Annotated in this window: 26 protein-coding genes; 11 read left to right on the forward strand and 15 right to left on the reverse strand. The window is 43.0% G+C overall.

The window, feature by feature from the left end; all coding sequences use genetic code 11:
• Positions 1-66 precede the first annotated feature (66 nt).
• Together DYH63_RS08690 and DYH63_RS08695 are read left to right on the forward strand one after the other, a co-directional pair.
• Positions 67-954, forward strand: a complete 888-nt coding sequence (locus DYH63_RS08690) for an AraC family transcriptional regulator (protein ID WP_116788439.1) — start codon at positions 67-69, stop codon at positions 952-954.
• 69 nt (positions 955-1,023) lie between these two features.
• Positions 1,024-2,190, forward strand: a complete 1,167-nt coding sequence (locus DYH63_RS08695; protein WP_116788440.1) for an iron-containing alcohol dehydrogenase — start codon at positions 1,024-1,026, stop codon at positions 2,188-2,190.
• Positions 2,191-2,352: 162 nt separating this feature from the next.
• Here DYH63_RS08695 and DYH63_RS08700 read toward each other — a convergent pair whose 3' ends face one another.
• Positions 2,353-2,961 carry a TetR/AcrR family transcriptional regulator gene (locus tag DYH63_RS08700; RefSeq protein WP_116788441.1) on the reverse strand — a complete coding sequence of 203 codons (609 nt, stop codon included), beginning with the start codon at positions 2,959-2,961 and terminating at the stop codon, positions 2,353-2,355.
• A 419-nt stretch (positions 2,962-3,380) separates the two neighbouring features.
• On the opposite strand from DYH63_RS08700, the gene DYH63_RS08705 reads away from it, so the two are divergent.
• The 5 genes from DYH63_RS08705 (at position 3,381) to DYH63_RS08725 (ending at position 8,848) form a co-directional block, all read left to right on the forward strand.
• Entirely contained in the window at positions 3,381-4,853 is a 1,473-nt protein-coding gene (locus tag DYH63_RS08705; protein ID WP_205528293.1) for a glycoside hydrolase family 1 protein, read from the forward strand.
• Between the two features lie 54 nt (positions 4,854-4,907).
• A complete protein-coding gene (locus DYH63_RS08710; protein WP_116788442.1) occupies positions 4,908-6,203 on the forward strand; it encodes an NAD(P)/FAD-dependent oxidoreductase in 1,296 nt (431 codons plus the stop codon).
• Between the two features lie 162 nt (positions 6,204-6,365).
• Positions 6,366-7,235: an alpha/beta fold hydrolase gene (locus DYH63_RS08715; RefSeq protein WP_116788443.1), complete on the forward strand. Its 870-nt coding sequence runs from the start codon at positions 6,366-6,368 to the stop codon at positions 7,233-7,235.
• Positions 7,236-7,260: 25 nt separating this feature from the next.
• Positions 7,261-7,935, forward strand: a complete 675-nt coding sequence (locus DYH63_RS08720; RefSeq protein WP_205528294.1) for a hypothetical protein — start codon at positions 7,261-7,263, stop codon at positions 7,933-7,935.
• 124 nt (positions 7,936-8,059) lie between these two features.
• Positions 8,060-8,848 carry an SDR family oxidoreductase gene (locus DYH63_RS08725; protein ID WP_116788444.1) on the forward strand — a complete coding sequence of 263 codons (789 nt, stop codon included), beginning with the start codon at positions 8,060-8,062 and terminating at the stop codon, positions 8,846-8,848.
• Between the two features lie 54 nt (positions 8,849-8,902).
• Here the strand turns inward: DYH63_RS08725 and DYH63_RS08730 are convergent, their stop codons facing one another.
• The 5 genes from DYH63_RS08730 to DYH63_RS08750 all read right to left on the reverse strand — a co-directional run bounded on the left by DYH63_RS08730 (position 8,903) and on the right by DYH63_RS08750 (position 14,542).
• Complete coding sequence (locus DYH63_RS08730) at positions 8,903-9,520, reverse strand: Crp/Fnr family transcriptional regulator (RefSeq protein ID WP_116788445.1); 618 nt, start codon at positions 9,518-9,520, stop codon at positions 8,903-8,905.
• A 52-nt stretch (positions 9,521-9,572) separates the two neighbouring features.
• Entirely contained in the window at positions 9,573-10,394 is an 822-nt protein-coding gene (gene panB / locus DYH63_RS08735) for a 3-methyl-2-oxobutanoate hydroxymethyltransferase (RefSeq protein WP_116788446.1), read from the reverse strand.
• A gap of 126 nt (positions 10,395-10,520) precedes the next feature.
• A complete protein-coding gene (locus DYH63_RS08740) occupies positions 10,521-12,140 on the reverse strand; it encodes a hypothetical protein (protein WP_162926968.1) in 1,620 nt (539 codons plus the stop codon).
• A gap of 2 nt (positions 12,141-12,142) precedes the next feature.
• On the reverse strand, positions 12,143-13,195 hold the full coding sequence (locus DYH63_RS08745) for an HlyD family secretion protein (protein WP_116788448.1): 1,053 nt from the start codon (positions 13,193-13,195) through the stop codon (positions 12,143-12,145).
• Between the two features lie 9 nt (positions 13,196-13,204).
• A complete protein-coding gene (locus DYH63_RS08750; protein WP_116788449.1) occupies positions 13,205-14,542 on the reverse strand; it encodes a TolC family protein in 1,338 nt (445 codons plus the stop codon).
• Between the two features lie 188 nt (positions 14,543-14,730).
• Between DYH63_RS08750 and DYH63_RS08755 the strand changes: the two genes are divergently transcribed.
• Positions 14,731-15,651, forward strand: a complete 921-nt coding sequence (locus DYH63_RS08755) for an AraC family transcriptional regulator (protein ID WP_162926969.1) — start codon at positions 14,731-14,733, stop codon at positions 15,649-15,651.
• A 34-nt stretch (positions 15,652-15,685) separates the two neighbouring features.
• Here the strand turns inward: DYH63_RS08755 and DYH63_RS08760 are convergent, their stop codons facing one another.
• The 9 genes from DYH63_RS08760 to DYH63_RS08800 form a co-directional block, all read right to left on the reverse strand.
• Positions 15,686-16,246 carry an NADPH-dependent FMN reductase gene (locus tag DYH63_RS08760; protein WP_116788451.1) on the reverse strand — a complete coding sequence of 187 codons (561 nt, stop codon included), beginning with the start codon at positions 16,244-16,246 and terminating at the stop codon, positions 15,686-15,688.
• Between the two features lie 97 nt (positions 16,247-16,343).
• The gene (locus DYH63_RS08765) at positions 16,344-17,600 is read right to left on the reverse strand and encodes an NAD(P)-dependent alcohol dehydrogenase (RefSeq protein WP_205528295.1); all 1,257 of its coding nucleotides are present in this window, start codon (positions 17,598-17,600) and stop codon (positions 16,344-16,346) included.
• A 120-nt stretch (positions 17,601-17,720) separates the two neighbouring features.
• The gene (egtB, locus tag DYH63_RS08770; RefSeq protein WP_116788452.1) at positions 17,721-18,905 is read right to left on the reverse strand and encodes an ergothioneine biosynthesis protein EgtB; all 1,185 of its coding nucleotides are present in this window, start codon (positions 18,903-18,905) and stop codon (positions 17,721-17,723) included.
• A 9-nt stretch (positions 18,906-18,914) separates the two neighbouring features.
• Entirely contained in the window at positions 18,915-19,910 is a 996-nt protein-coding gene (gene egtD / locus DYH63_RS08775; RefSeq protein WP_240409083.1) for an L-histidine N(alpha)-methyltransferase, read from the reverse strand.
• 155 nt (positions 19,911-20,065) lie between these two features.
• Positions 20,066-20,860 carry an SDR family NAD(P)-dependent oxidoreductase gene (locus tag DYH63_RS08780; RefSeq protein WP_116788453.1) on the reverse strand — a complete coding sequence of 265 codons (795 nt, stop codon included), beginning with the start codon at positions 20,858-20,860 and terminating at the stop codon, positions 20,066-20,068.
• Positions 20,861-20,991: 131 nt separating this feature from the next.
• Positions 20,992-21,960: a zinc-binding alcohol dehydrogenase family protein gene (locus DYH63_RS08785; protein ID WP_116788454.1), complete on the reverse strand. Its 969-nt coding sequence runs from the start codon at positions 21,958-21,960 to the stop codon at positions 20,992-20,994.
• Between the two features lie 20 nt (positions 21,961-21,980).
• Positions 21,981-22,379: a Cif family virulence factor gene (locus tag DYH63_RS08790; protein ID WP_116788455.1), complete on the reverse strand. Its 399-nt coding sequence runs from the start codon at positions 22,377-22,379 to the stop codon at positions 21,981-21,983.
• A gap of 53 nt (positions 22,380-22,432) precedes the next feature.
• Positions 22,433-22,654, reverse strand: coding sequence for a tautomerase family protein (locus tag DYH63_RS08795; RefSeq protein ID WP_116788456.1), 222 nt, complete (start codon positions 22,652-22,654; stop codon positions 22,433-22,435).
• A 170-nt stretch (positions 22,655-22,824) separates the two neighbouring features.
• A complete protein-coding gene (locus DYH63_RS08800; protein ID WP_116788457.1) occupies positions 22,825-23,721 on the reverse strand; it encodes a YybH family protein in 897 nt (298 codons plus the stop codon).
• A 219-nt stretch (positions 23,722-23,940) separates the two neighbouring features.
• Here DYH63_RS08800 and DYH63_RS08805 point away from each other — a divergent pair, with 219 nt between their 5' ends.
• The 3 genes from DYH63_RS08805 (at position 23,941) to DYH63_RS08815 (ending at position 26,315) form a co-directional block, all read left to right on the forward strand.
• The gene (locus DYH63_RS08805; protein WP_116788458.1) at positions 23,941-24,720 is read left to right on the forward strand and encodes an SDR family NAD(P)-dependent oxidoreductase; all 780 of its coding nucleotides are present in this window, start codon (positions 23,941-23,943) and stop codon (positions 24,718-24,720) included.
• Between the two features lie 116 nt (positions 24,721-24,836).
• On the forward strand, positions 24,837-25,667 hold the full coding sequence (locus DYH63_RS08810; RefSeq protein WP_116788459.1) for an AraC family transcriptional regulator: 831 nt from the start codon (positions 24,837-24,839) through the stop codon (positions 25,665-25,667).
• Between the two features lie 81 nt (positions 25,668-25,748).
• Positions 25,749-26,315, forward strand: coding sequence for an ester cyclase (locus tag DYH63_RS08815; protein WP_116788460.1), 567 nt, complete (start codon positions 25,749-25,751; stop codon positions 26,313-26,315).
• Positions 26,316-26,320 lie beyond the last annotated feature (5 nt).

Genomic DNA, 26,320 nt, shown 5'->3' on the forward strand with positions numbered 1-26,320 from the left:
AAAGGTGCCCTCCGTTAAGGAAGAAGGTAAGGCTAAAACGGCAATAACTAAAGACAACAGTATCCTATGGACGTAAAAAGGTTAGAGATCAAAAAAAATATCCAAAAAGAGGCGGACAGGAATTTGTCATTCCGCGTGTTTAATTTAGATAAAGAGCACCTGGAAAGCTACCTGCTTCCTCACAAAAAAGACCATTTTTGTATTATTGGGGTTGAAGCCGGAAAAATTGATGTCCATATCGAAGACAAGTTACATTTACTCAAATCAGGCAAAATATCCATTATCTTTCCAGATCAGTTCCACTTTGTATCAGACCTCAGCGATGACCTGACAGGTAAAATAATTTTGTTTGAAGAGATATTGTTTTGCTCCGATATTTTGAAAAACGAACTCAGCGCCTACAATGTCAACCTTGCGGCACACCTTAATGCTACAGCACTTTCCAGCACGGAATTCGAAAAGGTGCTGCCCCTTATAAAAAGCATACAGGACATTTATACCGCCCCCAGCCTGGTAAAAAAAGAGCAGGCGCGTTTTTATATCAAAATATTCCTTTTAGGGCTTATAGAATCCATTCACGGGCTGCATCCCGTAGTGCATCACGATGCCCAGGATTCCAGCCAGAACGCCTATATAAGCTTTAAAAAGCTGCTCAACCAGCAATACAAAAGTGAACGCACGGTGCAGTATTACGCCTCAAAACTGTCCATTACTACTAAAAAACTCAATGAGATAACTAAAAAACATTGTGGAGAAACGGCCATTAATGCTATACATAACCGCATACTTACCGAAATAAAACGGCAATTGTTGTTTTCAGACCTTTCGCACAAAGAGATCGCATTTGACCTGGGCTTCAGCTCCCCATCGGCTCTTAATAAATTCGTTAAATCAAAACTCAAAGAAACGCCCACCGAGCTTCAAAACGAGCTGGCACAAATTTATACCGCGTAGTAGTATCTGTATAACATCCTGCCCTGCCTGCCCATCTACCTTTGCAGTAGTAATTATAACTATAAAAAGATGAGCAAATTATTTATTGCAGGAGAGGTTTTCCACGGCGCTGGAAGCCTTGCAGAATTAAAAAATATTAAAGGAAAAAGGGCATTTATTGTTACAGGGGGAAGCTCCATGAAACGAAGCGGAACACTGGATAAAGCAGTAGCATTTTTACAGGAGGCAGGAACAGAAACCAAAATTTTTGATGGTGTGGAAGAAGATCCCTCATCAGCAACAAGCTTTAAGGGTGCAGAAGCCATGTTGGAATTCCAGCCCGACTGGATCATTGGCCTTGGGGGTTGCTCGGCCATCGATGCCGCTAAGACGATGTGGATTTTTTACGAGCACCCTGATACGGACTTTGATTCTTTACTTAAGCCTTTCAGCGTTCCTGTATTGCGAAACAAGGCCAGGTTTATAGCCATTCCATCAACGAGCGGAACCGGAACGGAAACAACCGGCCTTGCAGTTATAACGGACCGCGACAAAGGTGTAAAGTACCCAATCGTATCCTACGAGCTAACACCGGACATTGCTATAGTCGACGGGGAGATTTGCGCATCAATGCCGGCACACATCACATCCAATACAGGGCTGGATGCACTGACACATTGTGTAGAGGCCTACGTATCGAACATTGATAACAACTATGCGGACGTATTGGCAAAGGGTGGCCTGGAAATTGTGTTTGACAATCTTCAGGAGGCCGTTAACAACCCTACAAATATTGCGGCGCGCCAGAACATGCACGACGCCTCTTTTATGGGAGGGCTTGCCTTTAATAATGCGTGGTTAGGGATTGTACACTCCTTATCGCATCAGGTTGGTGCTTTATACGGTATCCCGCACGGAGCTGCCAACGCTATCTTCCTTCCTAACGTAATCCGTTTTAATGCCACAGCAACCCAAAAATACCCGGCACTTGCAAAAGTCATTGGATTGGAAACGGCCGAGGAACTGGCGCAGGCTATAGAAGGATTACGAAGCGACGTAAACAATATGGCGTCGCTTAAGGAATTTGGGATTTCTCAGGAAGACTGGGATAAAAATCTTGACTATATCGCCAATAATGCACTTATAGATCCGTGTACCGGCTTTAACCCACGCACCCCTTCTCTGGAAGACCTTAAAGAAATCTACAATGCCTGTTACAGGGGGCTTGTGTATGAAACATCCGGAGTATTGAATTAATTGATTTTAGTTCAAAAAGTTATGATACCTACCTGGACAATCTGCCAGGTAGGTTTTTAAACATCCATTTACAGGTGAATGCTATTCCTTTTTTTAAAATGTGGTCGGCTTTTTTATCAGTAGAAACCAAGGGGCTGACCATACGGAATAGTTTCGTCCTCATCAGTTACTTAAGATAGAATGAAAATATTCTTTTAACTGAATGCTGACAACTTCTTTATCCTGAAGGCCTGAATGCTGCCACTCGAAAATATCGGTAATGAATGGGCTTCCCGAAAAAATGCGCGGTACGAAAGCAATGATGTTTAAGGTAACCAGGTCTACATTTACATTTTTAAATGTGCCGCTCGCTATCCCATCCTGTATAATTTTTTTTACCAATTCATAGTTTTTCCGGGTACCCGCGGTAATGACCTCTTTGATAGAGGAATGGTGCAGGAGGGTAATTTCCCTGCTTAGCAGGCGATGGAAATTGCGGTGGCTGTCAATAAAATTACCATAGATGTCAAGAAAGGCGTCGAGCTTTTTACCAGCCCCTTCCCTGCTGTCCATAGTAGCTAGCGCCGTTTCATAGGCCGCAAACCTCCGCTTAAAAATTGTGAGGTACAGGTTCTCTTTTGAGCCAAAGTGATAGTTGACCAAAGCGACATTAACAGCAGCCCGTTTTGCAATATCCCTGATGGACGTACCGCTGTAACCGCTGTCTGAAAATAACAGCTCAGCAGTTTCCAACAATAGTTTTTTTATCTGTGTAATATCCCCTGTTTCCATTTAACTATTCCTATCGGCAATTTACATCGTTTGTGCAAAGGTAAATTAATTGGCAAAAGGATACACAAAGCAGTACTACTTATAATGTTCTTCAGGATATCTTCAGCAGTTGCAAACCAATAGGCTAAAATAAATATAAACTAAAAATCAATTCTTTAACTATTCACAAGGCAAGGCTCTTAAAAAAGATTAAGGGTTATTCTTAACATAGATTAAGTATGGAAAGAGAATCATTGCTTAATTTTGAATCATTAAAATTAAGCAAAATTTAATGTGCTGAATCCAGCTTGAAAACTATCTTCAAAATAGAGTCCGGTAAATTTTTCACAGGTAATAGGCAGTGCTGCTAACACAATTATTAGCTTCCAAATCTGCGTTGCTTTGCGGTTGCAGCCATCCGTTTCACTAAAATTAAAACAATGAAAAAAATAATAGTATGCACTACGCTGCTGCTTACCATATCCCTGCGGCTATCCGCACAATCCACTACAAATCAAATGAATCAAACTTCGTATTTTAAAAACAATGCCTTCTTGTGGGGCGCAGCTTCTGCATCCTACCAGGTAGAAGGTGCACCGACAGCCGATGGTAAAGGCCAGTCCAATTGGGATGAATGGATGAACCGCTACCAGGTCGCCGGAAAAGGGGTCAATGGAAATGTAGCCATAAACTTTTATGACCGCACCCAATACCTGAAAGATATTAAATTATTTAAGGAACTCGGGCTTACCAGTTACCGTTTCTCTATCTCGTGGCCCCGTATTATACCGACGGGTACCGGAAAGGTAAACACTGTCGCCATAGACCACTACCGGACTTTTGTTAAAGACCTAAAAGCTGCAGGCATTGAGCCCGTAATGACATTGTACCACTGGGATATGCCCCTGGAACTCTACAACAAAGGCGGCTGGGATAACAGGCAGTCCATCGAATGGTTCGCTGATTATGCAAGGGTGGTTTTTGACAATTTTAAAGACCTTGTTAAAATATATGTAATCAGTAACGAAATCCTTATTGAAACAGATATGACACTGCAGGCAAAGTCAATAATCAGTAAAGAAAATGCGCCCTTTTCTGTTATCCCTGCACCGGAAAACCTGGCAACAGCCCTCAACCAGTTTAACCATAAACTTTTGGCTGCCGCCCGGGCTGCAAAGATATTCCATACGTATGGGATACCTCAGGGGGAAGCCGGTATTGCCATTCCGCTCTTCCCAACCATAGCTGTTGACGCCCACTCGGCAAAAGCGGCGGAATTTATTGATGGTATCGTAAACCGGTGGTTTCTCGACGCTATTTATAAAGGCTCGTATCCACAGGATATTTTAGAGTACGCAGCGGAGCACCGTTTACATTTGAAAATCGGAGCGGCCGATGCGAAAGAGATCGGTGAGGCCGGCCTGACCTACCTTGGCATTAATTACTACGCCCCACTAATCGTACAGAAAAATGACGCCCAGCCGGGTTTTTACGGGATTACCTTCCCAACACTCCCAAACACTGATTATGCCTACAACGGTGCCAACAGGCCCGACCAGCTTAAGCGTTTATTGCTAAGGATGCGCGATGAATACGGTAACCCGGCAATCATCATAACAGAAAATGGCGCGGGGTTTGAAAATGACGACCTGCTCAGCAACGGGCAGGTTAACGATGCGCGAAGGGCAGGATACATCAAAGCCCATATTGAAGCGATGCTGTCCGCAAAACGGGAAGGCGTCAATGTTTTTGGCTACCATGTCTGGTCCAGCCATGACAACCTGGAATGGATTGCCGGCTACGGCAGGCGCTTCGGGATGATCTATGTCGATTTTGACACGCAGCAGCGTACCGTAAAAGCCAGTGCCAAAGAATATGGAGAAATAATAAAACAATTTAAAAGTTTGAAATGATCTTTTGAAAAGTACAACACGTATTTCAACCATCTAAACTTAACTAAATTAAAAATGGAACCTAAACAACATATCGTGATTATTGGCGGCGGCTTTGCCGGTGTTAATGCCGCCAAGAAATTACTTCAGATCAATAAAAATTGTACCGTTACCCTGGTGGACCGCAATAATTACAATTTCTTTCCACCCCTATTGTATCAGGTGGCAACCGGCTTTCTGGATGTTTCTAACATCAGCTACCCGTACCGTAAGTACTTTAGGGGCTACCCTAACTTTACTTTTTTTATGGGTGAACTGTTGGAAATCCAGCCGGAAAAAAATACCGTTGTGCTCTCGACCGGTGCTTTACACTACGACCAGCTGATTATGGCAACCGGAACAACCAGTAATTTTTTTGGCAATGAAAATATTAAAAATAACGCACTGCCCATGAAAACGATTGCCGATGCGCTGCTTTTAAAAAATACGCTGCTGGAGCGTTTTGAGGCCGCGTCCAGGAGTACTGATGCAGACGAAAGGCGCAAGTTAACCACGATGGTTATTGCCGGTGGCGGGCCTACAGGTGTAGAGATCGCAGGGATGCTTGCCGGCCTCAGAAAGAATGTTATTGCCAAAGACTATCCCAACCTAAAGGACCTGCCGATCGATATCTATGTTCTGGACGGGCTCCCTACCCTTCTTGCACCCATGCGTAAGGCATCGCAGGACTATACGTATAAATCCCTTCAAGGTATGGGCGTCATTATCAAGCTCAACCAATTGGTTAAAGACTTTGATGGGGACACGGTTTTTCTTGGCGACGGGAGTACCATTGCAACCCATAACCTGCTATGGACAGCAGGTGTAACCGCACAGGTATTTAACGGATTGCCGGAAAGCTATTATGGAAGGGGTAAACGCCTGATTGTTGATGGGTATAATAAAGTAACAGGATCAACAAATATCTATGCCATCGGTGATACCTGCATCCAGACAACCGATGCGGGATTCCCTAACGGGCATCCGCAATTAGCGCAGGTAGCCATACAGCAGGGAACGCACCTTGCCAAAAACCTGCATGCAGAAACGTTGCAGAACAAAAGAGAACCCTTTTCGTACAACGATAAAGGATCTATGGCCATTATAGGGCGTAATAAAGCGGTTGCGGACCTATCCAACCCAAAACTGCATTTCAGCGGTTTTATCGCATGGCTCATGTGGCTTTTTGTGCATTTACTGTCACTAATTAATTTCAGGAACAAGGTAAAAACCTGTTTTAGCTGGATCGCTGCTTATATTTCTAAAGACCAATACCTGAGGATGATTATAAAACCTGGGTCCAAGGCGTTGCCTGTTCACACTGAAAAATAACAGCGACAGGGCTTTATAAAGCGTATTCTGGTGCAGTGAACATGTCGATCGTATTAAAATCAGCCGCACCCTTAAACTATGTTAAGTATTTTTATTAAAGTAGGTTATTCCGCACGTCGTAACTACTACCCTAAATTTGCTGTATAATTCATCCATTTTTTTATGAAAAATTTCATTCTGTCCGTTGCTGTAATTTTATCTACAGCTTTATATGCACAACAGCAGCCAAAACCCATGAGGTACGCCCTCCAGGCCGTTGCTGCACCACAGGGCACTACTCCTTACGGCAATAACGCCACTGCCGGCCATTACATTACCTCAGGCGATGCTAAAATATATTATGAAGTATACGGCAAAGGCAGCCCGGTACTAATATTGCATGGTGGTATATTTGGTTCTACATTCGAAATGTACCATTTTATAGACAGCCTTAAAACCAACCACCAGGTCATTGCCATCTCCACCCGTGGGCACGGAAAATCCGAGCTTGGCAACCAGCCCCACACCTACCAGCTTAAAGCTAAAGACGCGGCTGCCGTACTCAATGCTGTAACTAAAGACAGTGCCACGGTAATAGGCTTTAGCGATGGTGGCTATACCGGCTATATGCTTGCCAGCCTTTACCCTGCCAAAGTCAAAAAGTTAGTAGTGGTGGGTGCAGGTGAACGGCATCCCGGGGATACGCCCAATGCCATTACGGTAGCGCAGGCCTTACAACTGGATATGCCTTTTTGGGACCAGCAACTGGCCCTGATGCCCGATCCAAAAAGGCTTCCGGAACTCTTCGCCCGCGTGCAGGATGAATTCAACACCAAATTGGTGGCCGATCAAAAATTATTCAGCACCATTCAATGCCCGGTTTTGGTAATGGTGGGCGACCACGATAATTTTATTTCTGTAGAACATGCCGCAAATGCCGCTGAATTCATTCCAAAAGGCCAACTAAGTGTGATTCCCGGTGCCGGGCACGGTGCTTTTTTGGAAAAATGGCCGGTGGCCTGGACGGCGATACATTATTTTTTGAAGCAGTAATTAAAGTTATACAAATCTAACTTTTATGATGATGAACCTTTATAAGTATCCCCTGCTGCTTGTACTTTTTAGCCCGGCCCTTTTTGCCCAGAAAATACTGCTTACAGAGAAAGACCTGGAGCCTGTAGGCAGCTACGTTTCCGAAGGTACTATAGAAGGAGTTACGGCAATACGTGTTGTCAAAGATTCCAACATCCTCCTGGATGATGAAGCAACCTATGCCAGGGTGAAAGGCATTGAATTTAGTGAGGGTGTCATTGAGGTTAAGATACTGAGCAAACTACTGATTACTGCCCCTGAACATGCACGGGGCTTTATTGGCATTGCCTTCCATATTAATAAAGACAATTCAAAATTCGAGGCTATTTACCTGCGACCTGCAAACGCAATGTCGGACGACCAGCTTAGAAGAAACCGTTCTACACAATATTTTGCCTATCCGGATTTCAAATTTACCGACAGTCGGAAAACCGCACCGGGCGTTTATGAATCTTATGAGGACATGGAACTCAACAAATGGATTTCCATAAAAATTATCGTTAAAGGGCGGCAGGCTAAACTGTATTTAGATGGCCGCAAAGAACCCTCTTTGATCGTCAGTGACCTAAAGCTTGGCGAAGGTGCAAAAGGAGGAATAGGCCTATTTGTTGATATAGGTACCGAGGGTTATTTTAAGGATCTTATTATTCGCAACGAGTAGGTGCTAATGCAAAAAAAAATCTTTTAATATCTTACCTTTATATTTATCAGTTAGGTACTATTACAAGCTTAACAGCTACATTGCCAGTACTACTTGTTAACCTATAAACATTATAATAATTACCATGAAAATACAACTGATAGGAAAAAATGCACTGGTGGGTGCCAGTACAGGAGGAATTGGATATGGAGTTGCAACAGTATTGGCAGAATGTGGTGCCAATGTTACCCTGATGGCGCGTAACGAAGCAAAACTTAAAAAAGCTGTCGAACTTTTACCTGCTGTACACAACGAACAATCCCATAGCTATCTGGTCGTGGATTTTTTAGAATATGAAAAATACCGCCAGAGGATTTCAGAATTTGTACAACGAAATCCTATTGATATACTTATTAATAACACGAATGGGCCCAAACCCGGAACAGCCTTAAACATGGATATGGCTTCCTACCAGACGGCGTTCGACCTGTTATTTAAAACCGTATGCGAAACTACAACATTGGTTTTACCGCACATGATCGCAAAAAAACAGGGCCGCATCATAAACGTTTCTTCCATTACCATAAAAGAACCAAGCGCCAGCCTTGTGCTTTCTAACACCATTCGTTCTGCTACCGCAGCCTGGGCCAAAACACTGTCAAAAGAAGTGGCGTCATATAATATTACCGTTAATACTATATTAACCGGCTATTTTGATACTGAGAGAATAAGCCATCTAATTAATGAAGAAGCTTCTTTAGGTATACTTACTACCGAAGAAATACGTAAGAAAAGGGAAGCGCATGTTCCCATGAAACGATTAGGCAAACCTGAAGAATATGGTCATCTCGTTGCCTTTTTAGCATCTGAATATGCTGCCTACCTGACAGGAGCCAATATTCCGTTAGATGGAGGTTTATTAAATAATGTTTGACGGCATTTTAATAGCGCCCTGATAATTAAAATATAGAATGTTGTTACTTAAAGATTACTGTACGGTCACGATCTTTTTCCGGATCTTGCTTAAAAACTCAGGTGTTATACCAAGATAGGAAGCGATCTGTGTATTGGGCACCCTATTGACCAGCCCGGGATATTGCTTTACAAAGCTAAGGTAGCGTTCCTCGGCAGTTGAACTGATATTTTGCAGGATGCGGTTTTGAAAGTTAATATACTTTCGCTCCGTTATAATCCTGAAATTGCGGTCGAATTTGTGGTAATTGATAAAAAGGTATAACAGGTCTTCATGCTGTATCTGAAGTACGACAGAAGGTTCGAGCGCTTCGATATACAAACGGCTCGGCTCCTCCGAGTAAAAGCTGTGCAGGTCACTGATCCAGTCATTTTCAGCCGAAAATTGAAGGTTGTGCTCCTTCCCCGATGGATCTACGGCAAACATTTTAAAACAGCCGGATACGATAAAATAATAGTGGCGGCATACATCACCCTCCTGCAATAGATAACCCTTGCGCCGGATGTTTCGTTGCGAGAACAATCGGATTACCTCTTCACATTCCTTCTCATCAAGGGCAAAAAACCGGTTGAAGAAACGGATCAATTGCTCGGTAGGCGTGGCGGTGGCCGTTGATGTATTAATGGTATCCATAAATAGTATATAAGTAGTAAATATAAGAATTATCGGCTGCAATAAAAAGGGCTCAGTATGATTCCTCCGCCGAAGGGAATTCCAGGCTTTTCACATCGCTGATATAACCGGATACCGCTTGGGTAATTGCAAAAGACAGGTCAGCGTACTTTCTCACAAATTTAGGGCTAAAGTCCCGGTTCATCCCCAGCATGTCCTGCACCACCAACACCTGGCCGTCGACCCTGCCTCCTGCCCCGATTCCAATAATGGGTATGGACAATGATGCCGCTATTTCACCCGCCAGGGAAGCGGGTACTTTTTCCAGGGTAATCGCAAAACATCCCGCTTCCTGCAGTAATAATGCATCACGCTTCAGTTTTTCGGCCTCCGTATCCGATTTAGCGCGCAGCCCAAAGCCACCGTACTGGTGTACCGACTGCGGCATCAGCCCTAAATGCCCCATAACGGGTATTCCGGCGGCAATTATTTTTTTTATATCCTGCAACAGTTCCTCCCCCCCTTCGATCTTCAGGGCTTCCGCCCCTGTTCCTTTCATGATGGCCACAGCATTACTGAGTGATTCATAAGGATTTCCGCAGCACGTGCCAAAGGGCATATCTACCACCAGCAAAGCACGTTTTACGCCGCGGCGCACCGAAGCCCCATGGTAGATGATCTGCTCCAGGGTAACGGGAAGTGTGGTATCGTAACCCGCCATGACGTTCCCGGCAGAATCACCTACAAGTATAGCATCTACACCCGCCTGGTCCAAAAGGCCTGCCATGGTAAAATCGTATGCCGTTAGCATACTGATCTTTTCTCCTGCTGCCTTCATTTTTCGCATTACCTGAACGGTAACCTTAGTATTCTTATGTTCTGCAGTTACGGACATCTGTTTCTCAATTTAAAAGGACAAATATTATTTTTTGGTTTGGTTATCACAATGCCTAAAAGAAGCAAAAGCATACCTGTTAGTTAGTCCAGCACCAGTTATAACAGCAATGCTGATTGGCCAATATTATCGGGTTACCGAGCGAATCGCCCTCCATGAAGGTATTTTTCGTGTTACAGGCGCCGAAAAATGCCAAAGCAGGAGCAGCAGTATTATGACCAGTCCGGCCATCGCCATAATCTCGAAAATCTCGCGGCCTGCTAAAAACACGGCCTGCTGGTTTACCTTAGCATAAAGCCCTTTTGAAGCCATTATAGAACCCTCTGCCGCAGTGCCCCCGCCGCGTGTTGCCCTGTTATACGCTGCGGAATAAAAGTCTGAAACTAAAGGGCTATAAGTACCCGTATTCCCTGCCAGCCTTGTATGGAAGTCCAGGGTGCGTACAGATTGCGCATAGGCTAAAAGAGAGGCCGGTATAAGGCTTCCCAATGCATTGCGCGCCATAGCCAGGTAACAGAGCACCTGGGTAAAGATAGCCGGGCCAGCATCGCGTGTTATGTATTTTCCTGTGCCAGCAAACAAAAGTATACTGCCAAAGCCCCGTAAAAAATAAGGCAGGGCAATGATGGAGGAATCTGCCAACATCCCCAACGAAAAATATAAAAGGACGTAGTACAGGGTAAGGCTAATAAAGGCAATTACAAAAAATAGTTTGTATGGGCCGTTGTACCACCGGAACCAGCAATAGCTAAGCATGCTTCCCGCGGCGATACCTGCTGCTATATACCAGTTTAGGGCAGCGTTGTTAAGATCATCGAGTTTTAAAGCGCCCATGGTATAAGGCCCCATTACACTACCACTCGCCGATAAAAAAGGCTGCATGATCAGGATGATGAAAATTGCCGTATTGACACTTTTTATTGTAAATATAAAAGAATGAATATAGGGCCGCCCGGCACGAAACATCCAAAACAGGGTAAGGGCTGCAAAAACTAAGGAAAGGAAAACAGCGATCCTTATTTCCCCACTGTGTAGCCAGTCCATTAACTGGCCGTAGCTGAATATATAGGTTAGAGCGGTAAACAACAGGCTCCATAACACAAGCCCTAACCAGTCGATGCCATACAGGGGAAGCTTTTTGGTAACCCGTACATTATGTAATACAAGTTGTGCAAGTAGTATCATTATAGCATGCGCGGCCAGTAAAATACGGTATATAGCTTTCCAGTCGTACGTGTAATTAAGTTGTACAGCCCAGATACCAGATATCTGCCCGCTGAGCAGCACCAGGCATAAAGCAACACTAAAAAATACACCGTAGTCTTTTTTAGGGGTAATAATAAGCTGGATAGATACCAGTGTTTCAAAAGTACCCACCATCTTAGCGGCGCCCAGTATAAATGATGCTGTAGCAAGTACAACAACAGAATCGGAATACATTGCGATAGCCATCATGGCAGCCACAATAATGGCGCACGTGGTAATAGTTTGGCGTGAAGTAAACCGCAATTTAAACCGAAAAAGTAACGGATAAACAAGGCAAAGCCCTACCATAGTCATCTGGAAGAAAAAGGTCAGGTCTTCTTTCAGCATTTGGCTGGCACCGGTAAGTGTACCCGTGAGGTTAAGATACACAGTATTAGAAAATTGAAATATCAGGGCAAACAGCACAAATAAGCTTATCCGCGCCATCCGGGGAATAAAGCTATGAAAAGCAGCTATTGTATGTTTAGGAACGGTGTTCATAATCAGTCTTCTACCGTTACTACCGCGTTCATACCTGCCCTTAGTTGTGCCAATACAGCACGGCTGGTAGTGCTGTCTATTTCGATACGTACCGGTATGCGTTGTTGTATCTTTACAAAATTGCCCGTAGCATTGTCAACAGGAACCATCGAATACACGGCACCTGTAGCCGAGGCAAACGCCCCCACCCTTCCCCACACGGTAGTGTCGGGTATACCGTCTACTATAATCCTAACCTTCTGCCCTATCTTGATTCCGGACAGCTGCTTTTCTTTAAAGTTAGCCGTGATCCATTTATTCTCATTATCGATTATCGTATTTAATTGCTGACCGGCCTGCACCAATTGCCCCTCAGTAATGGTTTTTCTGCCCATATAGCCGTTGCAGGGCGCTGTAATAACGGTATAGCGCAGGTTAATGCTCGCAATATTGAGTTGCGCCTGTGCCCTCTTAAGGGCAGCATTATTCACTAAAACCCTGCCATTGCCTTCCTGCACGGTCAGGCTGCTGCCTACACGCGCCCTTTCTAAGGTCTCCACCTGGGCTTTCATCCCTTCGTAATCGCTTTTCACCTGGTCGAACTGCTGCTGCGTTACCGATTCTTTTTCCAGTAATGTAGCATACCGCTTAAAGTTCTTCTCGGCATTCCATAATTTCGCTTTCACTTCCGCAATACGCGCAGCGGATATTGCTACCCCGTTTTCGAGGGTAGTAACACCGGATACCGTTACTTTTTTTCCCGCCTCGGCATCCATCAGTGCCGCTTCAGCCAGTTCCTTTTGCGCCCTGTAGTCGGTATCGTCAATTACCACCAGCGTATCGCCTTTTTTTACCCACTGAAATTCTTTAAACTGAACGCTTTTTATGTAGCCCCCTACACGGGCATTAACCGGTGTTAACAGTTGCTGCACCTGGGCATCATCGGTATAGCGCCCCTGGTCAAAATTCAGGAAATAATAGCCTGTTAGCAGTAGTACAATTACAGCACACAAACCTATAAAAAGGCGAAAATACATCGTAGTATTGTTCTTTGCCGGTCTTTGATGGTTCTTCATAAAATAAGATTAAAGTTGTCCTAAGCTTTTTAACAACTGAAAATAATTAAACAGTATCTCCGCCTGTGCATCAGTTACCCTAAGGTCGGCCTCCAGCCTCTGGTTGGTGGCATCGGTAACCTCTGTGTTGAGCGTTAGCTGTTCAAGGTAACTGTCGGCAATCCTTTTATAGTTTTCCCGGGCCAGTTCCTGTTGCTTGTACAATGTAGTAAGTTGGTTAAAGGACTGCCTCAGGTTTATAAAACCACTATTAACTTCCCGGCTTAACGATTCCTTAGCCAGTTGTTCATTAAGCGTTGCTATGGCTACATCCTTTCCTGCTATATCTTTTTTCCTGCCATTCTGGTACAGGTTGCTAAGGGAATAGTTGATCCTTAATCCTATGGCGTTGTTGTAGGCATAAATATCCTTTGCCGGTATATCAAACGTATAAGGCCGGGCAAAAGTAGCATTGGCAAATAGCTCTATTTGAGGATAGTCAGATGATTTTACCTGTTTTTGCTTTTTCTCTGCAAGGCTAACACGCAGGATCGATTTTTGATAATCAGGATTAGCAGCTAACGCTATGTTAGAAAGTTTACTACTATTATCATTTACTGAATAATCCTTTGCAGCATCGGGTATTTCTATAGCTTTAGGAATTATTATAGTGCTTTCAGGCAACCCCAGCAGGCTCGCGATGTTGTAATTGGTTATAGCAATACGGTCCTTTAGTTTAGATAGTGCCAGTTCGTAAGTAGAAACCAGCAATTCATTCCGCACCTGGTCGCTCTTTAAGGCAGCCCCCGCCTGGTAGCGGTTATTTATTTTCGTTAAAAGGTCACGGCCCAAAGCGATATTCTGCTCAAATACTTTTTCCTGGCTGTAACCTTTATAAAGGTCGAGGTAATATCCCGCTAACAGGAGCCTTATACCCTGACTGTCTTTTGCCAAATCCAAGCCTGCAATACGGTTTTCAATTTTAGCAATGTCTATAGCGGTAGCAACTTTTCCACCGGCATAAATAACCCATCCTGCCTGAAGTGCGTATGAATTTGAAAAATGAGGCATATCATAAAAGCCGGATGCCATGGTGCCCAGCCCAATAACACCTACATTAGTAAGATAGCCTACAGACCCATTAACACCTGCTGTAGGGAGGCGGTCGTTTTTCTTATCGTGTATAACTTCTTCAGACCGTTCAAAAAGTGCATTGCTTAACTTAATTTGATTAGTACCCATATTGGCCATTTTAAACAGGTCGTCCAACGAGATTTTGAGTGAATCCTGTTGGGCCAGTGCCATGCCGCCCTGTAAAAGAAATAAATAAAGTATCGCTTGTTTAGCAAAAGAACCTACCTGCATCATCAAAGTTTTCTATGGCAAAGTTCCCCCTATAACCTGCGCGGAGCAATAGCTAAAAGAAACAATGATATATCTAAAAGTAATTATTTAACTAAAAAGCATAACTTTACCATCATCGTTCTTTTTTTAAAGGAAGGAATAAAGAAAATACCGCGTGAATCAACATCATGCTGATATGCAAAACAATGAATATGAAAAGGACACTACCCGATTCGATACTTCTAATGGACAGGCCTGTAGAAAACACCTATAGAAATATAGATATTCCCGCCATTAGGCAGGATATAGGTCTACAACACAGGCAACCGGATTTACTGGTATACGATTCAAAGCAGCACAATAGCGATTTCATACAGAACCGGCCTTTTCGATCCGGCCACTTTTCGGTGATCCTTATCATTAAAGGCAGCATGAAAATTAAGGTCAATTTCTTTGAATACGAACTGGCTGCAAAGGAAGTACTGATCATTCCTCCTAATGCTATCCGCGAGATGCTATGGGAAGGCAACGATGTACATTTTATTTCTTTACTCTTTACCACGGAGTTTCTGGCTGAGGCAGGGATACTCGGGAAATACTTTAACGTAGCGAATTTTCTCAAAGAAGGGATGGCTTCTTTTAGTAAAGTTTCCAAAACAGACCATGCCCTGCTGTTACAGTTGACGCAAATAATCTATACGCTGCTCAATACCGACCCTTATGCCCCCACTGATGATGAAGTGATACGTAACCTTTTCAGGGCTGTGCTGTTAAAGGTTAAGCAGTACTACGATGAAATCCCGGTAGATAAAGTGTTGTCTGCCAGCCTTATTTACCGATTTATAAAATTGCTCTCGCAGCATTACCTTAGTCATAGGGAAGTAGCCTTTTATGCAGAAAAATTAGGCATCAATGAAAAATACCTGACCCAGCTGCTTAAACGCAAAACGGGCAAGACAGCCCGCCAGTTTATTACCGAAATGGTTGTCCTTGAAACCAAGGTGTTGCTTAATGAAAATATTCTTTCCGTAAAAGAGATCGCCGCCAGGCTTCACTTTGAAAACCAGTTCCATTTTAGCCGCTTCTTCAAACAATATGCGGGCGTGTCCCCTACTGGATACAAAAAAGGATAAGAGATTTAGAGGTAGCACTAAAAATCTTAACTTTTTATTTTTTAGCATTTTGGTTAAACCATGAGATATAAGCATCAACTGCTTTTTTAATAAAGTCTTTTGTCCCGCCTTCTTTAATGGCTCCACTTTCGTCAAAGAGCTCATTCACCTTGGCGAGGTATACTTCCGGCTGCTGCATTACCGGTATGTTTAGGAAAACTAAGCTTTGCCTTAAATGATGGTTGGCACCAAAACCCCCCACAGCACCAGGTGAATTGCTAAAAATAGCTCCCGGTTTGCCATCCCAAACACTTTTACCATAAGGCCTTGAACCCACATCGAGCGCATTTTTTAGAACAGCAGGAACCGACCGGTTGTATTCCGGCGTGATAAAAATAAATCCGTCCAACTGACCTACCTCTTCCCTAAAAGCGGTATAGGCCTGCGGCACTTCATTATTGTCGTCGAAATCCTGATTGTAGACCTGCAGGTCGTCCAACCTGATTGCTTTAAACTCAAACCCCTCCGGCGCCATTGCTATTACAGCGTTGCTCAATTTTTTTGAAAACGATTCTTTACGCAGGCTCCCTGCCATGATACCTATTACTTTGCTCATATATTTTTATATTAATAGTTGTTGCATCTATACAGCAACTTAGTTTTACGAAAAATTACAAAAAAAAGTGCCGGTTACCCGGCACTATAATATTACTTTAACCTTTGTAGTCTCCAATTAAAAGTACTGATTTAATGGTCCTTCCTTTTTCAGAATCTTCAACCGCCTGGTTGATGTCTTCAAAAGCATAGGTTTTAATCAGCTTGTCAAAAGGGAACTGCCCGTGTTGGTACATTTTTATAAGCTTAGGTATAAATTCCTGGGGCACGCTGTCGCCCTGGTTTACGAATTTAATTTTAAAGCCTTTGGTAAGGAATATATTGGTTTCAAGTTCCAGCGGTTTGGTAGCAACGCCAATTATCGCGATTTCACCAACGGGAGCCAAAACGGCAAGCGCGTTATTGATCACTTCATTCCTTCCAGTGGTATCTACCGCATACTGTACCCCATTAGGAAGTATTTCCCTGATGCGTTCCTGCACATTTTCTCTCAGGCTGTTTATAGTATGGGTGGCACCAAGTTCCTTAGAAAATTCTAAGCGTTCATCATTAATATCTACCGCAATGATTGTAGTTGCCGAAGAAGCTTTAGCAGCCATAACGGCAGAAAGGCCCACAGCACCCGTACCTGATATCACCACTGAGCTGCCCACTTTAACTTTCAGGGTGTTGATTATTGCTCCGGATCCTGTTTGTATACCACAGCCCAAAGGGCCTAAAATTTCCAAAGGCGCATCTTTAGGCACAGCGATCACGTTATTTTTATGGGCAATGGAATACGTTGCGAAAGACGATTGCGAAAAGAAATTGTCATTAATGGGTTTATGGTCATGGTCATGGTGGCTGTGCGACCCGTCTACGCGCGCCCCGGAAAAATTCCTTTGGAAAAATTCATAACAGTACGCCGGGGTACCGCTACGGCAGATTTCGCATTCGCCACAATAGCCATAGGTAAGTACTACGTGGTCCCCAACCTTCAGGTGGTGCACATCTTCCCCTATCTTTTCTATAATACCCGCACCTTCATGGCCCAGTATTACCGGAAAATTAGGCGAACCCATGATAAAATCACGTGCTACCAAATCGGTATGGCAAATGCCGGTTGCTACTATTTTAACCAATACTTCTTCAGAGCCCGGCTCGTCAAGAAGCACTTTACCAAGCTCAAAATCGCTGCCTTTTTCGCCTACGATTGCTGCTGTAATTTCCATAAAATATATTTTTTTTAGATTGTTATTTCGGGCATTGTAGTTAGTACTACTGCCATAAATGATGATCAGGTTATTTTTAGGTACGATGATTTTATAACTTATAACCTGTATCGTTCTCTCAAAGTTCCTGATATTATTCATCATACACCCTTAACCTAAATTAAGAAATACTCTTAATTTAGGTTAAGCAAAATACTTGAACGCAGTAATTAGAATTTGAAAAGGAAGGGATAATACAATCCGTAAACAGATGTATTACAGCTATTATTTTACGAGGCGGATACCACTAAACTGCCATTGGTGCCTGGGATGAAAAAAGTTGCGGTATGTAGTGCGGCTATGGCCGTGCGCCGTTGCTACTGATGCCCCACGCAACACCATTTGGCTAACCATAAACTTGCCATTATACTCCCCTATGGCTCCTGTTTCTTTTTTAAAACCGGGATAGGGAAGGTAAGCGCTGTTCGTCCACTCCCAGCGTTCTCCCCATTTAAGGTTTACTGAACCTACTTCCCACTCTGCCTCGGTCGGTAATCGATGGCCTTTCCATGCTGCAATTGCGGACGCTTCATAAAAATTGACATGGCATACGGCGGCATTGGGGTCTATTTCACATAGCCCATTTAGGGTGTAATGCATCCACTTCCCATCGACCTGGTGCCAGTACAGCGGTGCCTGCACGCCTGTTTTCTTTACCCAGTCCCAGCCTTCCGAGTGCCAGTAGCGGAAATCAGTATATCCGCCGTCCTCTATAAACCAAAGGTATTCAGCATTGGTTACAGGCCTGTCCGCTATTTCAAAAGCATCCAGGTACACCTTATGCCTGCCCATCTCATTGTCAAAACAAAAGCCATCGCCTTTAAAACCTATTTCATAAACACCTGCGTCGACACGTATAAAGTGTACATCGCCATGCGCAGTTTCACTACAAACATTGTGGGTACTATAGGCCGGAAAAAGCGGGTTATGCCCCAGTATGTATTTAATATCGCTATACAGCAGCTCCTGGTGCTGTTGCTCATGGTTAAGGCCAAGCTCTAAAAGCCCGGCGAGTTCCTGTGATAACGTGCTGCTTTGTAAAAACAATTCCATCTGGACATCAACGTAAGCCCGGTACCGGTAAACATCATTAACCGAAGGGCGGCTCAGGTTGCCACGGTCGGTGCGCATTACCCGTGCACCAACACTCTCGTAATAGCTGTTGAAGACAAAATTATATTGCGGATTAAACGCTTTATACCCTATAAAATTTGGCTTAAGGATAAATGTTTCAAAAAACCAGGTGGTATGCCCCAGGTGCCATTTTGGCGGGCTCACATCGGCAATGGGCTGTACTACATAATCTTCTGTTTCAAGCGGTTTGCAAATATCCTCTGAATGCTTTCGCACCTCTTTAAATAGCTGCAAAAGTGTACTGTTACTATCGGTTGTTATCAAATTGCTTTCCATAGAATAAAATTATTGGGCAACCCATAATGAGTCTGTAAACCACCCATTAGAATCAGTAACAGAGCACGTGATTTCAAAACCTGTGGCGTTGGCAAGTACCTGAATATCCTCTTGGGAGAATTTTTGGGACACTTCCATATAAATAAATTCATCTTTAGCAAAAGAAATAATTTTTTCATCTATGGAAACCTTCTGGTCATCACAGCTTATAAGGAAACTACGGCAAGCTCCGGTAAGTGGGTCATAATTTTGGTAGTGCTTAAAACTATCTATATTAAAGTTAGCTTGTAACTCGCGGTTTATACGGGCAAGCATATTAAGGTTAAATGCGGCGGTTATTCCGGCCTTGTCGTTATATGCATCTAATATAGTTTGTGGGTTCTTTTTAAGGTCGAAACCCATTACTACGATATCGCCAGGATTTAAGTGCTCCCTAAGTTCAAGGCAAAATGCAAGCGCCTCTTCTTGTTCCATATTGCCAATGTTCCCTCCCAAAAATAAAACTACCTTTCGTCGTCCTGATATTTTAGTTGCCTTTTTAAGCATTGTAAAGTAATCACCTTCCAGGCAAGTTATAGGTAACCCCGGTATATCAGCCTTAAGTTTTTCATTTAAGACATTCAGGATGTTACCCGAAATATCAATGGGCATATATGCAAACTCGATATTTTGGCGAATAAGGTGTTTTAGAAGATACGACGATTTTGTAGCATCTCCTGCGCCAAGTTCGATAAGGTCGAATGCTGTACCTGCATTAGTAATAAGGGTAGCTAAATCAACTGTCCTGTTTTTAAATATATCAAGTTCACAACGGGTAAGGTAATATTCCGGCATTGTCATAATTTGCTGAAAAAGACCATCGCCGATTGCGTCATAAAAATATTTAGACTGCAATTTTTTAGGGGTATCGCCCAAGCCTTTTTTTACATCGGTCTTAAACTGATCCTTTATATTCCCTCGCTCCATAGCACTAATATGCAGCGATTTATCTGCTTGTGTCATCATTTGCTTCATCCACATCTTTTAAATTAACAATAATTGGCTTAGGTAGCTTAAAAAAGCCCATGCCCCAATATTGAAAATATTTATCGGCATCATAAAAAATTGAATTTTAAGCCGTTCACTAAACTTATAATACTATAAATTATATCCTGCCTTTTTTAAAAAGCACTATCCACCACACCGCCATCTACGCGTAACGCCGCACCCGAAGTAGCCGATGATAAGGGGCTGGCTATGTACACTACCATGTTAGCAACCTCCTGGGTATCTGCCCAGCGCTGGATAATGGATGACGGACGTTTCTCTTTAATAAATTCTATTTGTGCCTGTTCGACGCTAATACCTTTATCACGAGCAATTTGCTCAAACATTTTAGCGGTGCCTTCTGCCAATGTAGGGCCGGGTAAAATCGCATTGACCGTTACATTAGTCCCTTTTAAATGTTTTGCCAACCCGCGGCTTAAAGCAAGATATGCCGTTTTTGTCACGCCATAAAGTATCATGTCTTCCGGTATATTAATGGCCGACTCACTTGATATAAAAATAATACGTCCCCAGTTTTTAGCTTTCATTAGCGGTGCATAATGGCGTGAAAGGCGAACGCCGCTAAGAACATTTACTTCAAAATCATGCAGCCAGACTTCATCGCCGGTAGTTTCAAACGGCTGGTCGCCATAAACCCCGACGTTGTTAATTAAAATATCAACCTCACGCAGTGCACTAATCAGTTGGTTTACCTCTTCTACCTTTGCGAAATCGGCGACAAAACCCTCAACTAATGCTCCGGGAACTTCCTGCTTTAGTTTAGTTATAGCCGTATTTACAGATTCCCGGGACCTGCCATTTACATACACTGTGGTACCTTCTCGAAGTAAGCCAAGGGCAATACCATAACCTATACCACCCGTAGAACCTGTAACAAGTGCCGTTTTACCTTTCAACTGTAAATCCATATATTTTTATTTAGACGACTTTTATCGTCGTGAAGTTTACTGAATCTGGATAGATTCTATAATTTAAACCCTGAAACATATTTAAATTGAAACCTTAAAAGTGATTCAGGTATTTTTAGTGAAATTATACTTTAAGTAATGATTACAATCTTGCCTCCGCCGGAATTGGTTTCCATGAAGCGGTGGGCTTCGACGATCTCATCCAGGCTAAAGGTTTGCTTGATGGCCGGTTTAACGGCACCTCCCTCTATATCCTTTATAAATTCCTGAAAAAAATTACCTTCAATACGGATTTCTCCGGTATTGTAAACCGTAAGGCTTACCGTTACAGGAATAAAATCCATGGGGGCAAAATCTGCAATCGACCACTCTTCAGCAAGCATACCCGTCATGCAGACAACACCGCCCTGAGCCGTACAATGCAGAGAGTCTTTTAAGGTAGCTGTCCCGACCAGTTCGAGTACTTTATCAATTTTAAGGTGATCGTTGTTTTTAATAACCTCAGCAAGATTTCCATTGTCGATCAGCACCTCATCGGCACCATTATCAAGCAGTAGATCCCTTTTAGCTTCATTTCGGGTGGTGGCTATCACTCTAAGCCCGGCTTCTTTAGCCAGTTGTGCGGCCAACAAACCCACCGAAGATGTACCACCCCGAATAAGCAGCACTTCGCCTGCCTGAATCTTAAGTGCTTTATGAAGTGAGCCATAGGCAGTCTGGAACATTTCCGGTAATGCGCCAAGGACCTCCCAGGGCAAGGTACTGTCAAAAGGCGTTAGAAGCTGAACAGGCAGCAAAGCGTATTCTGCATAGCTGCCGTCAAAATCACGCCCCATGCCCCCCATAAAGGCAGCCACTTTTTGGCCCCTGGCGAAAAATCCGCTGGGGTCCTGCTCTACCTGCCCTATACATTCAATACCCAATACCCTTGGGAAAACCACACTGGGAGAAAGCCCCTTGCGGGTCATCAGCTCCGACCGGTTCAATCCGAAAGCCCTGACCTTTACCAGCACCTCGCCTTCGTTGGGTACTGGCATACTACGCTCTTCTATCGAAAAATTTTCAGCACCGCCAGCCTTTCTTAATACCGCTGCCTTCATATAAATTGGATTTTTTAAGGTTAACTAACCTGTTTTACATTGTTAAAAATGTAACGGTAAATTTTCCAGCCAGCATCGGTACGTTTCAGTATAAAAAGGTCAATACTGGTCTTATTAATGTTATTTTGTTTTAAAGCCCCCCTGTTCGATGTTTTTGCCAAAGCTTCGACAAAAGCATAGCGTTCGTCGATATTGATATTTTGTATAGCATACTCGATTTTAAAGCCGGATTCCTTTAAATAGGTATTGCCCAGGGCCTTTAGATCGCTGCGTTTGTACACCACATTCATACTGTCGGGTATAAACAAACCGTCTTCGGAATAAAATTCCGGAATTAATGCTGACTCGGCAGCATTGAGTACCTGGGCATACCGCCCAAGTACATTGCTTATTGCTTCTTTTTCCTCCTGATAACTCATAGCATTCTTATCTAATTGTTCATCACCAAATTTGAGTATAAGGACAGGCCTATTTAGTACCCTGGCTTTTTATACAGCTTTTCGAAATTTGGCTTTATTTCTTTGTTATACACTTCGTCCATCCATACCGCTTCGTCGACCTCTTCTATAGCTACCGATATGTATTCTTCCGGTTTACCGGTTTGTTCCTGAATTAACTTTGTAATCCCTTCTGCAATTTTTACTTTGTTTTCCTCAGGAGTACCCGGGTAAAATTTTACTACAATGTGTGGCATCTTATTTCTTTTAAAATTAATAGTACTTGCAGACAGTCCAATGATTATCTGCCATGTTACACTACAAAAGTGCGATGTAAAATCTACTTAATGCAATAAACCTGTTTAAGAAATATACTTAAACAGGTTTAAGGGTAAAACTTAACCTATATTAAGAATATGTAAACACCTTAATTGGGCTGGTTGTACTCATACCAGGCCAGCTTCCACTGGTTGTCTACTTTTTTCACGATGAAGATTTCGCGGTAGGCAGCGGGCGCTTCCTGTCCGGCAATAGTTACAGTACCGGCCGAATGAGAACGTACATAACCGTACTCTCCATCAATTACAACCTCATCTATAGTGAACGCAAGGTGTAATGCCAGCGAGCTAAACACGCTTTCATACGTTGCCTTAATTGCCGCAGTACCTTCCATTGTTGGGGCATCGGGAGCCATTAAAACACCATCTGCAGTAAACACATTTGATATTGCAGCAGCGTCAGAGGCATTAAGTGCGTTAGCGTACGTATTCGTTACCAGCGAACTAATAGCCGCACTATCCTGTTCATTATAGGAAGTTGTGTTATTTTGAACAACCTGCGTAGTAGTTGCCTGGCTTAATACACCCATTTTATTATAAATGTATCGCGCAAGCTTCCATTGGTTATTTTCTTTCTTGGCAATAAAAACTTCCCTGTTCTCTTCCGGTGCTGATGTGCCTGAAGCATTTACCGTGACAGTACCGGCAGATGTTGAACGAACGAAAGCATAATTATTTCCGACAATAATTTCGTCTACTTTAAAATTCAGTTCTAAAGCAACCGCACTAAAAATACCTTCGTAGGCGCTGTCCAACTGCGCGGTACCATTTGCCGTGGGTGAGCCTGGTCCCATAACCACACCGTCTGTTGTAAATACAGCCGTTATATTATCAGGATCGGATGATGCCAGTGCATCCCGATAGGATACCGTTACCAGCTTCTTTACGGCATCACTTTCCTGTTGTACAGTTGCAGTATTGTCGTCATCATTGTTGCAGGATGCAAAAAGAGCAGCTACTGCAAATAAAAAAATAGATTTTTTCATTGTTAGTGTTTTTAAAATTAGATGACAAACCTATACTATTGCCCTTGTCTTTACCTATAAACGATCTTAAGAAGTATCCTTAACATATTTTAAGATTGTTTCTTAATCTACATTAAGTTCTCCTCGAATTCGATATCGTAATTTTATTGTACGCTAAAGAACCAATAATCAGAAAGACTGGTTCAGGTTAACAGCGCATTATTGAAATTAAATTTTATTATGGCACAATTAAAAGACAAAGTGGTATTTATAACCGGCGCCGGTGGCGGCTTGGGTAAAGCCATAGCAGTAGCATTTGCAAAAGTGGGCGCAAAAGTGGTAGTAGCAGATATTAAAGAAGAATTTTTAAACAATACCGTAAAGGCTGTAGAAGCGGAAGGCGCAGAGGTACTTGCTGTTACTGTAGATGTTACAGACTATGAATCGGTTAAGGCGGCACTGGCTAAGACCGTAGCAACTTTTGGTACGCTGGATATTGGTGTAAACAATGCTGGTGTTGTAGGCATTGGCAGTATCGAGGAAATCGACACCAACGAATGGGATCGCGTATTAGGCGTAAACGCCAAAGGCGTATTTGTATGTACCAAAGCCGAACTTGAAATATTTAAACCTAAAGGCGCAGGTGCTATTATAAATACCGCTTCAATCGCAGGTAAAATGGGTATGGCACACCTGTCGCACTATGTGGCTTCTAAATTTGCTGTGATTGGTTTTACCAACAGTATCGCGAAAGAAGTAGCCGCTACAGGCATTACCGTGAATGCTATTTGCCCGGGTATTGTAGGTACCGGAATGTGGCGCGGTGAAGGTGGCGTAGCCGACCGATGGAAGTTAGATGGCGAAACCGAGGAGCAATCCTGGGAGCGTAACAAACAAAACCTTATACCGCAAGGGGTTGACCAAACGCCTGAAGATATCGCTGAAGCGGTATTGTTCATAGCAGGCGCCAAACATATTACCGGACAGGCGATTGCCATAGATGGCGGTATGACCATGTAATTTCTTTCCTAACACCCGCTAAAGAAAATTCTATAATTTCCTTTAACGGGTATTACTATAAATTGTAAATTTAAATTTTATAAAAAGACCCTCTTTAATTAAGGGTTGCTTATACCATGACAGAGATTTTTAAAATGTTCCGTATCACTACGGCAGAATCTGAAAAGATAATGCAGTCGGTCAATGAGCCCCATGCCCATAATTTTGAGGAACTCATCATTGGGATGCAGGGACAGCTGGAACATTTTATCGATTTTAAGTCGCGGCTTATGGATGCCCCTTTTATCAGTTTTATAACACAGGGCAAGGTCCATCGCGTTCGCCCCCTTCCTAAAGATGGGCAATGCGATATCTGGGTATTGCGGTTTAAAAGCGAATTTATTGCAGATACTACTTTTAGCCTGTACGCCTCTTTTCACGACAAGGCCAATATTTGTATGCAGGGCAATGGCTGCTCTGAAAAACTGAATATGATATGTGGCATCATTTATGACGAATACCAACAAATTGCTCCCGATTTTGCTGTCATTCGCCAATTGCTGAGTGCCCTGTTTACGATAATAGAATCGGAACGCAGAAAATTAAACCTGGATGACGAAGAATCTAAAAAGATACAGGGGCCTACTTTCAAAAATTTTCTGCACCTTTTAGAAGAACATTATAAAGAACCGAAGGACGTAAATTTCTACGCCGATAAGCTTTTTATGTCTTCGCGCAACCTAAATTTAATCTGTCAGGCCATATTGCAAAAAAGCGTTTCGGAAATTATCGAGATCCGAAAACTTACCGAAGCTAAAAACCTTTTAATGAGTACTGATAAAAATGTAGCCGAAATAGGTTATCTGCTGGGCTTTAACGAAAAAGCCTATTTTACCCATGCCTTTAAACGCAAAGCTGGTGTAACTCCAACCGAATTTCGTGAGGAAATGCAGAAGCTGATTTCCTAAAAACGCTATCTTTCTTCCGAAAAGCGTTACCGTTACCCTTCTGTTATGTTGCAACTTTGTATCAATAAAAAATGATACATTATGATACATTCAATCCTTAAACAAGCAGCTGCTACAGTACTTGTATTTACAGCCCTGACTACAACCGCTTTTGCACAAAAAAAAGATGACAAAGCGGCCTTGGTTAAACAAATTAAAGAGCTTACCGCAGCGAATGCCGAAGTTGCAAAACACCTGTCCACTTTTGATACGCTTGATTTTACCGTTTTTAGCAACCGCGACTGGACACGCCTGCATGAGAGCCACGCCAAAAACATTAAAGTACACTTTCCTGACGGCCATACCGAAATTGGATTGGAACAGCACATTAAAACACTGGATGCTATGTTCGTTTATGCGCCGGATACCCGTATTAAGGAACACCCTTTTAAAATCGGTTCAGGCAACATTACTGCTGTAATGGGGTATATGGAAGGAACGTTTACAAAACCAATGCCTATTGGCGATGGCAAATTTATACAGCCTACTGGTAAAAAATACAAATTACAAATGGCAACTATTGGCGTTTGGGAAAATGGTACCATGATAGAAGAATATCTATTTTGGGATAACAAATCGTTTATGGACCAAATGGGAATTGGTAAATAATTAAT

Origin of the sequence: Flavobacterium psychrotrophum (genome assembly GCF_003403075.1) — a bacterium.
Classification (GTDB): Bacteria; Bacteroidota; Bacteroidia; order Flavobacteriales; family Flavobacteriaceae; genus Flavobacterium; species Flavobacterium psychrotrophum.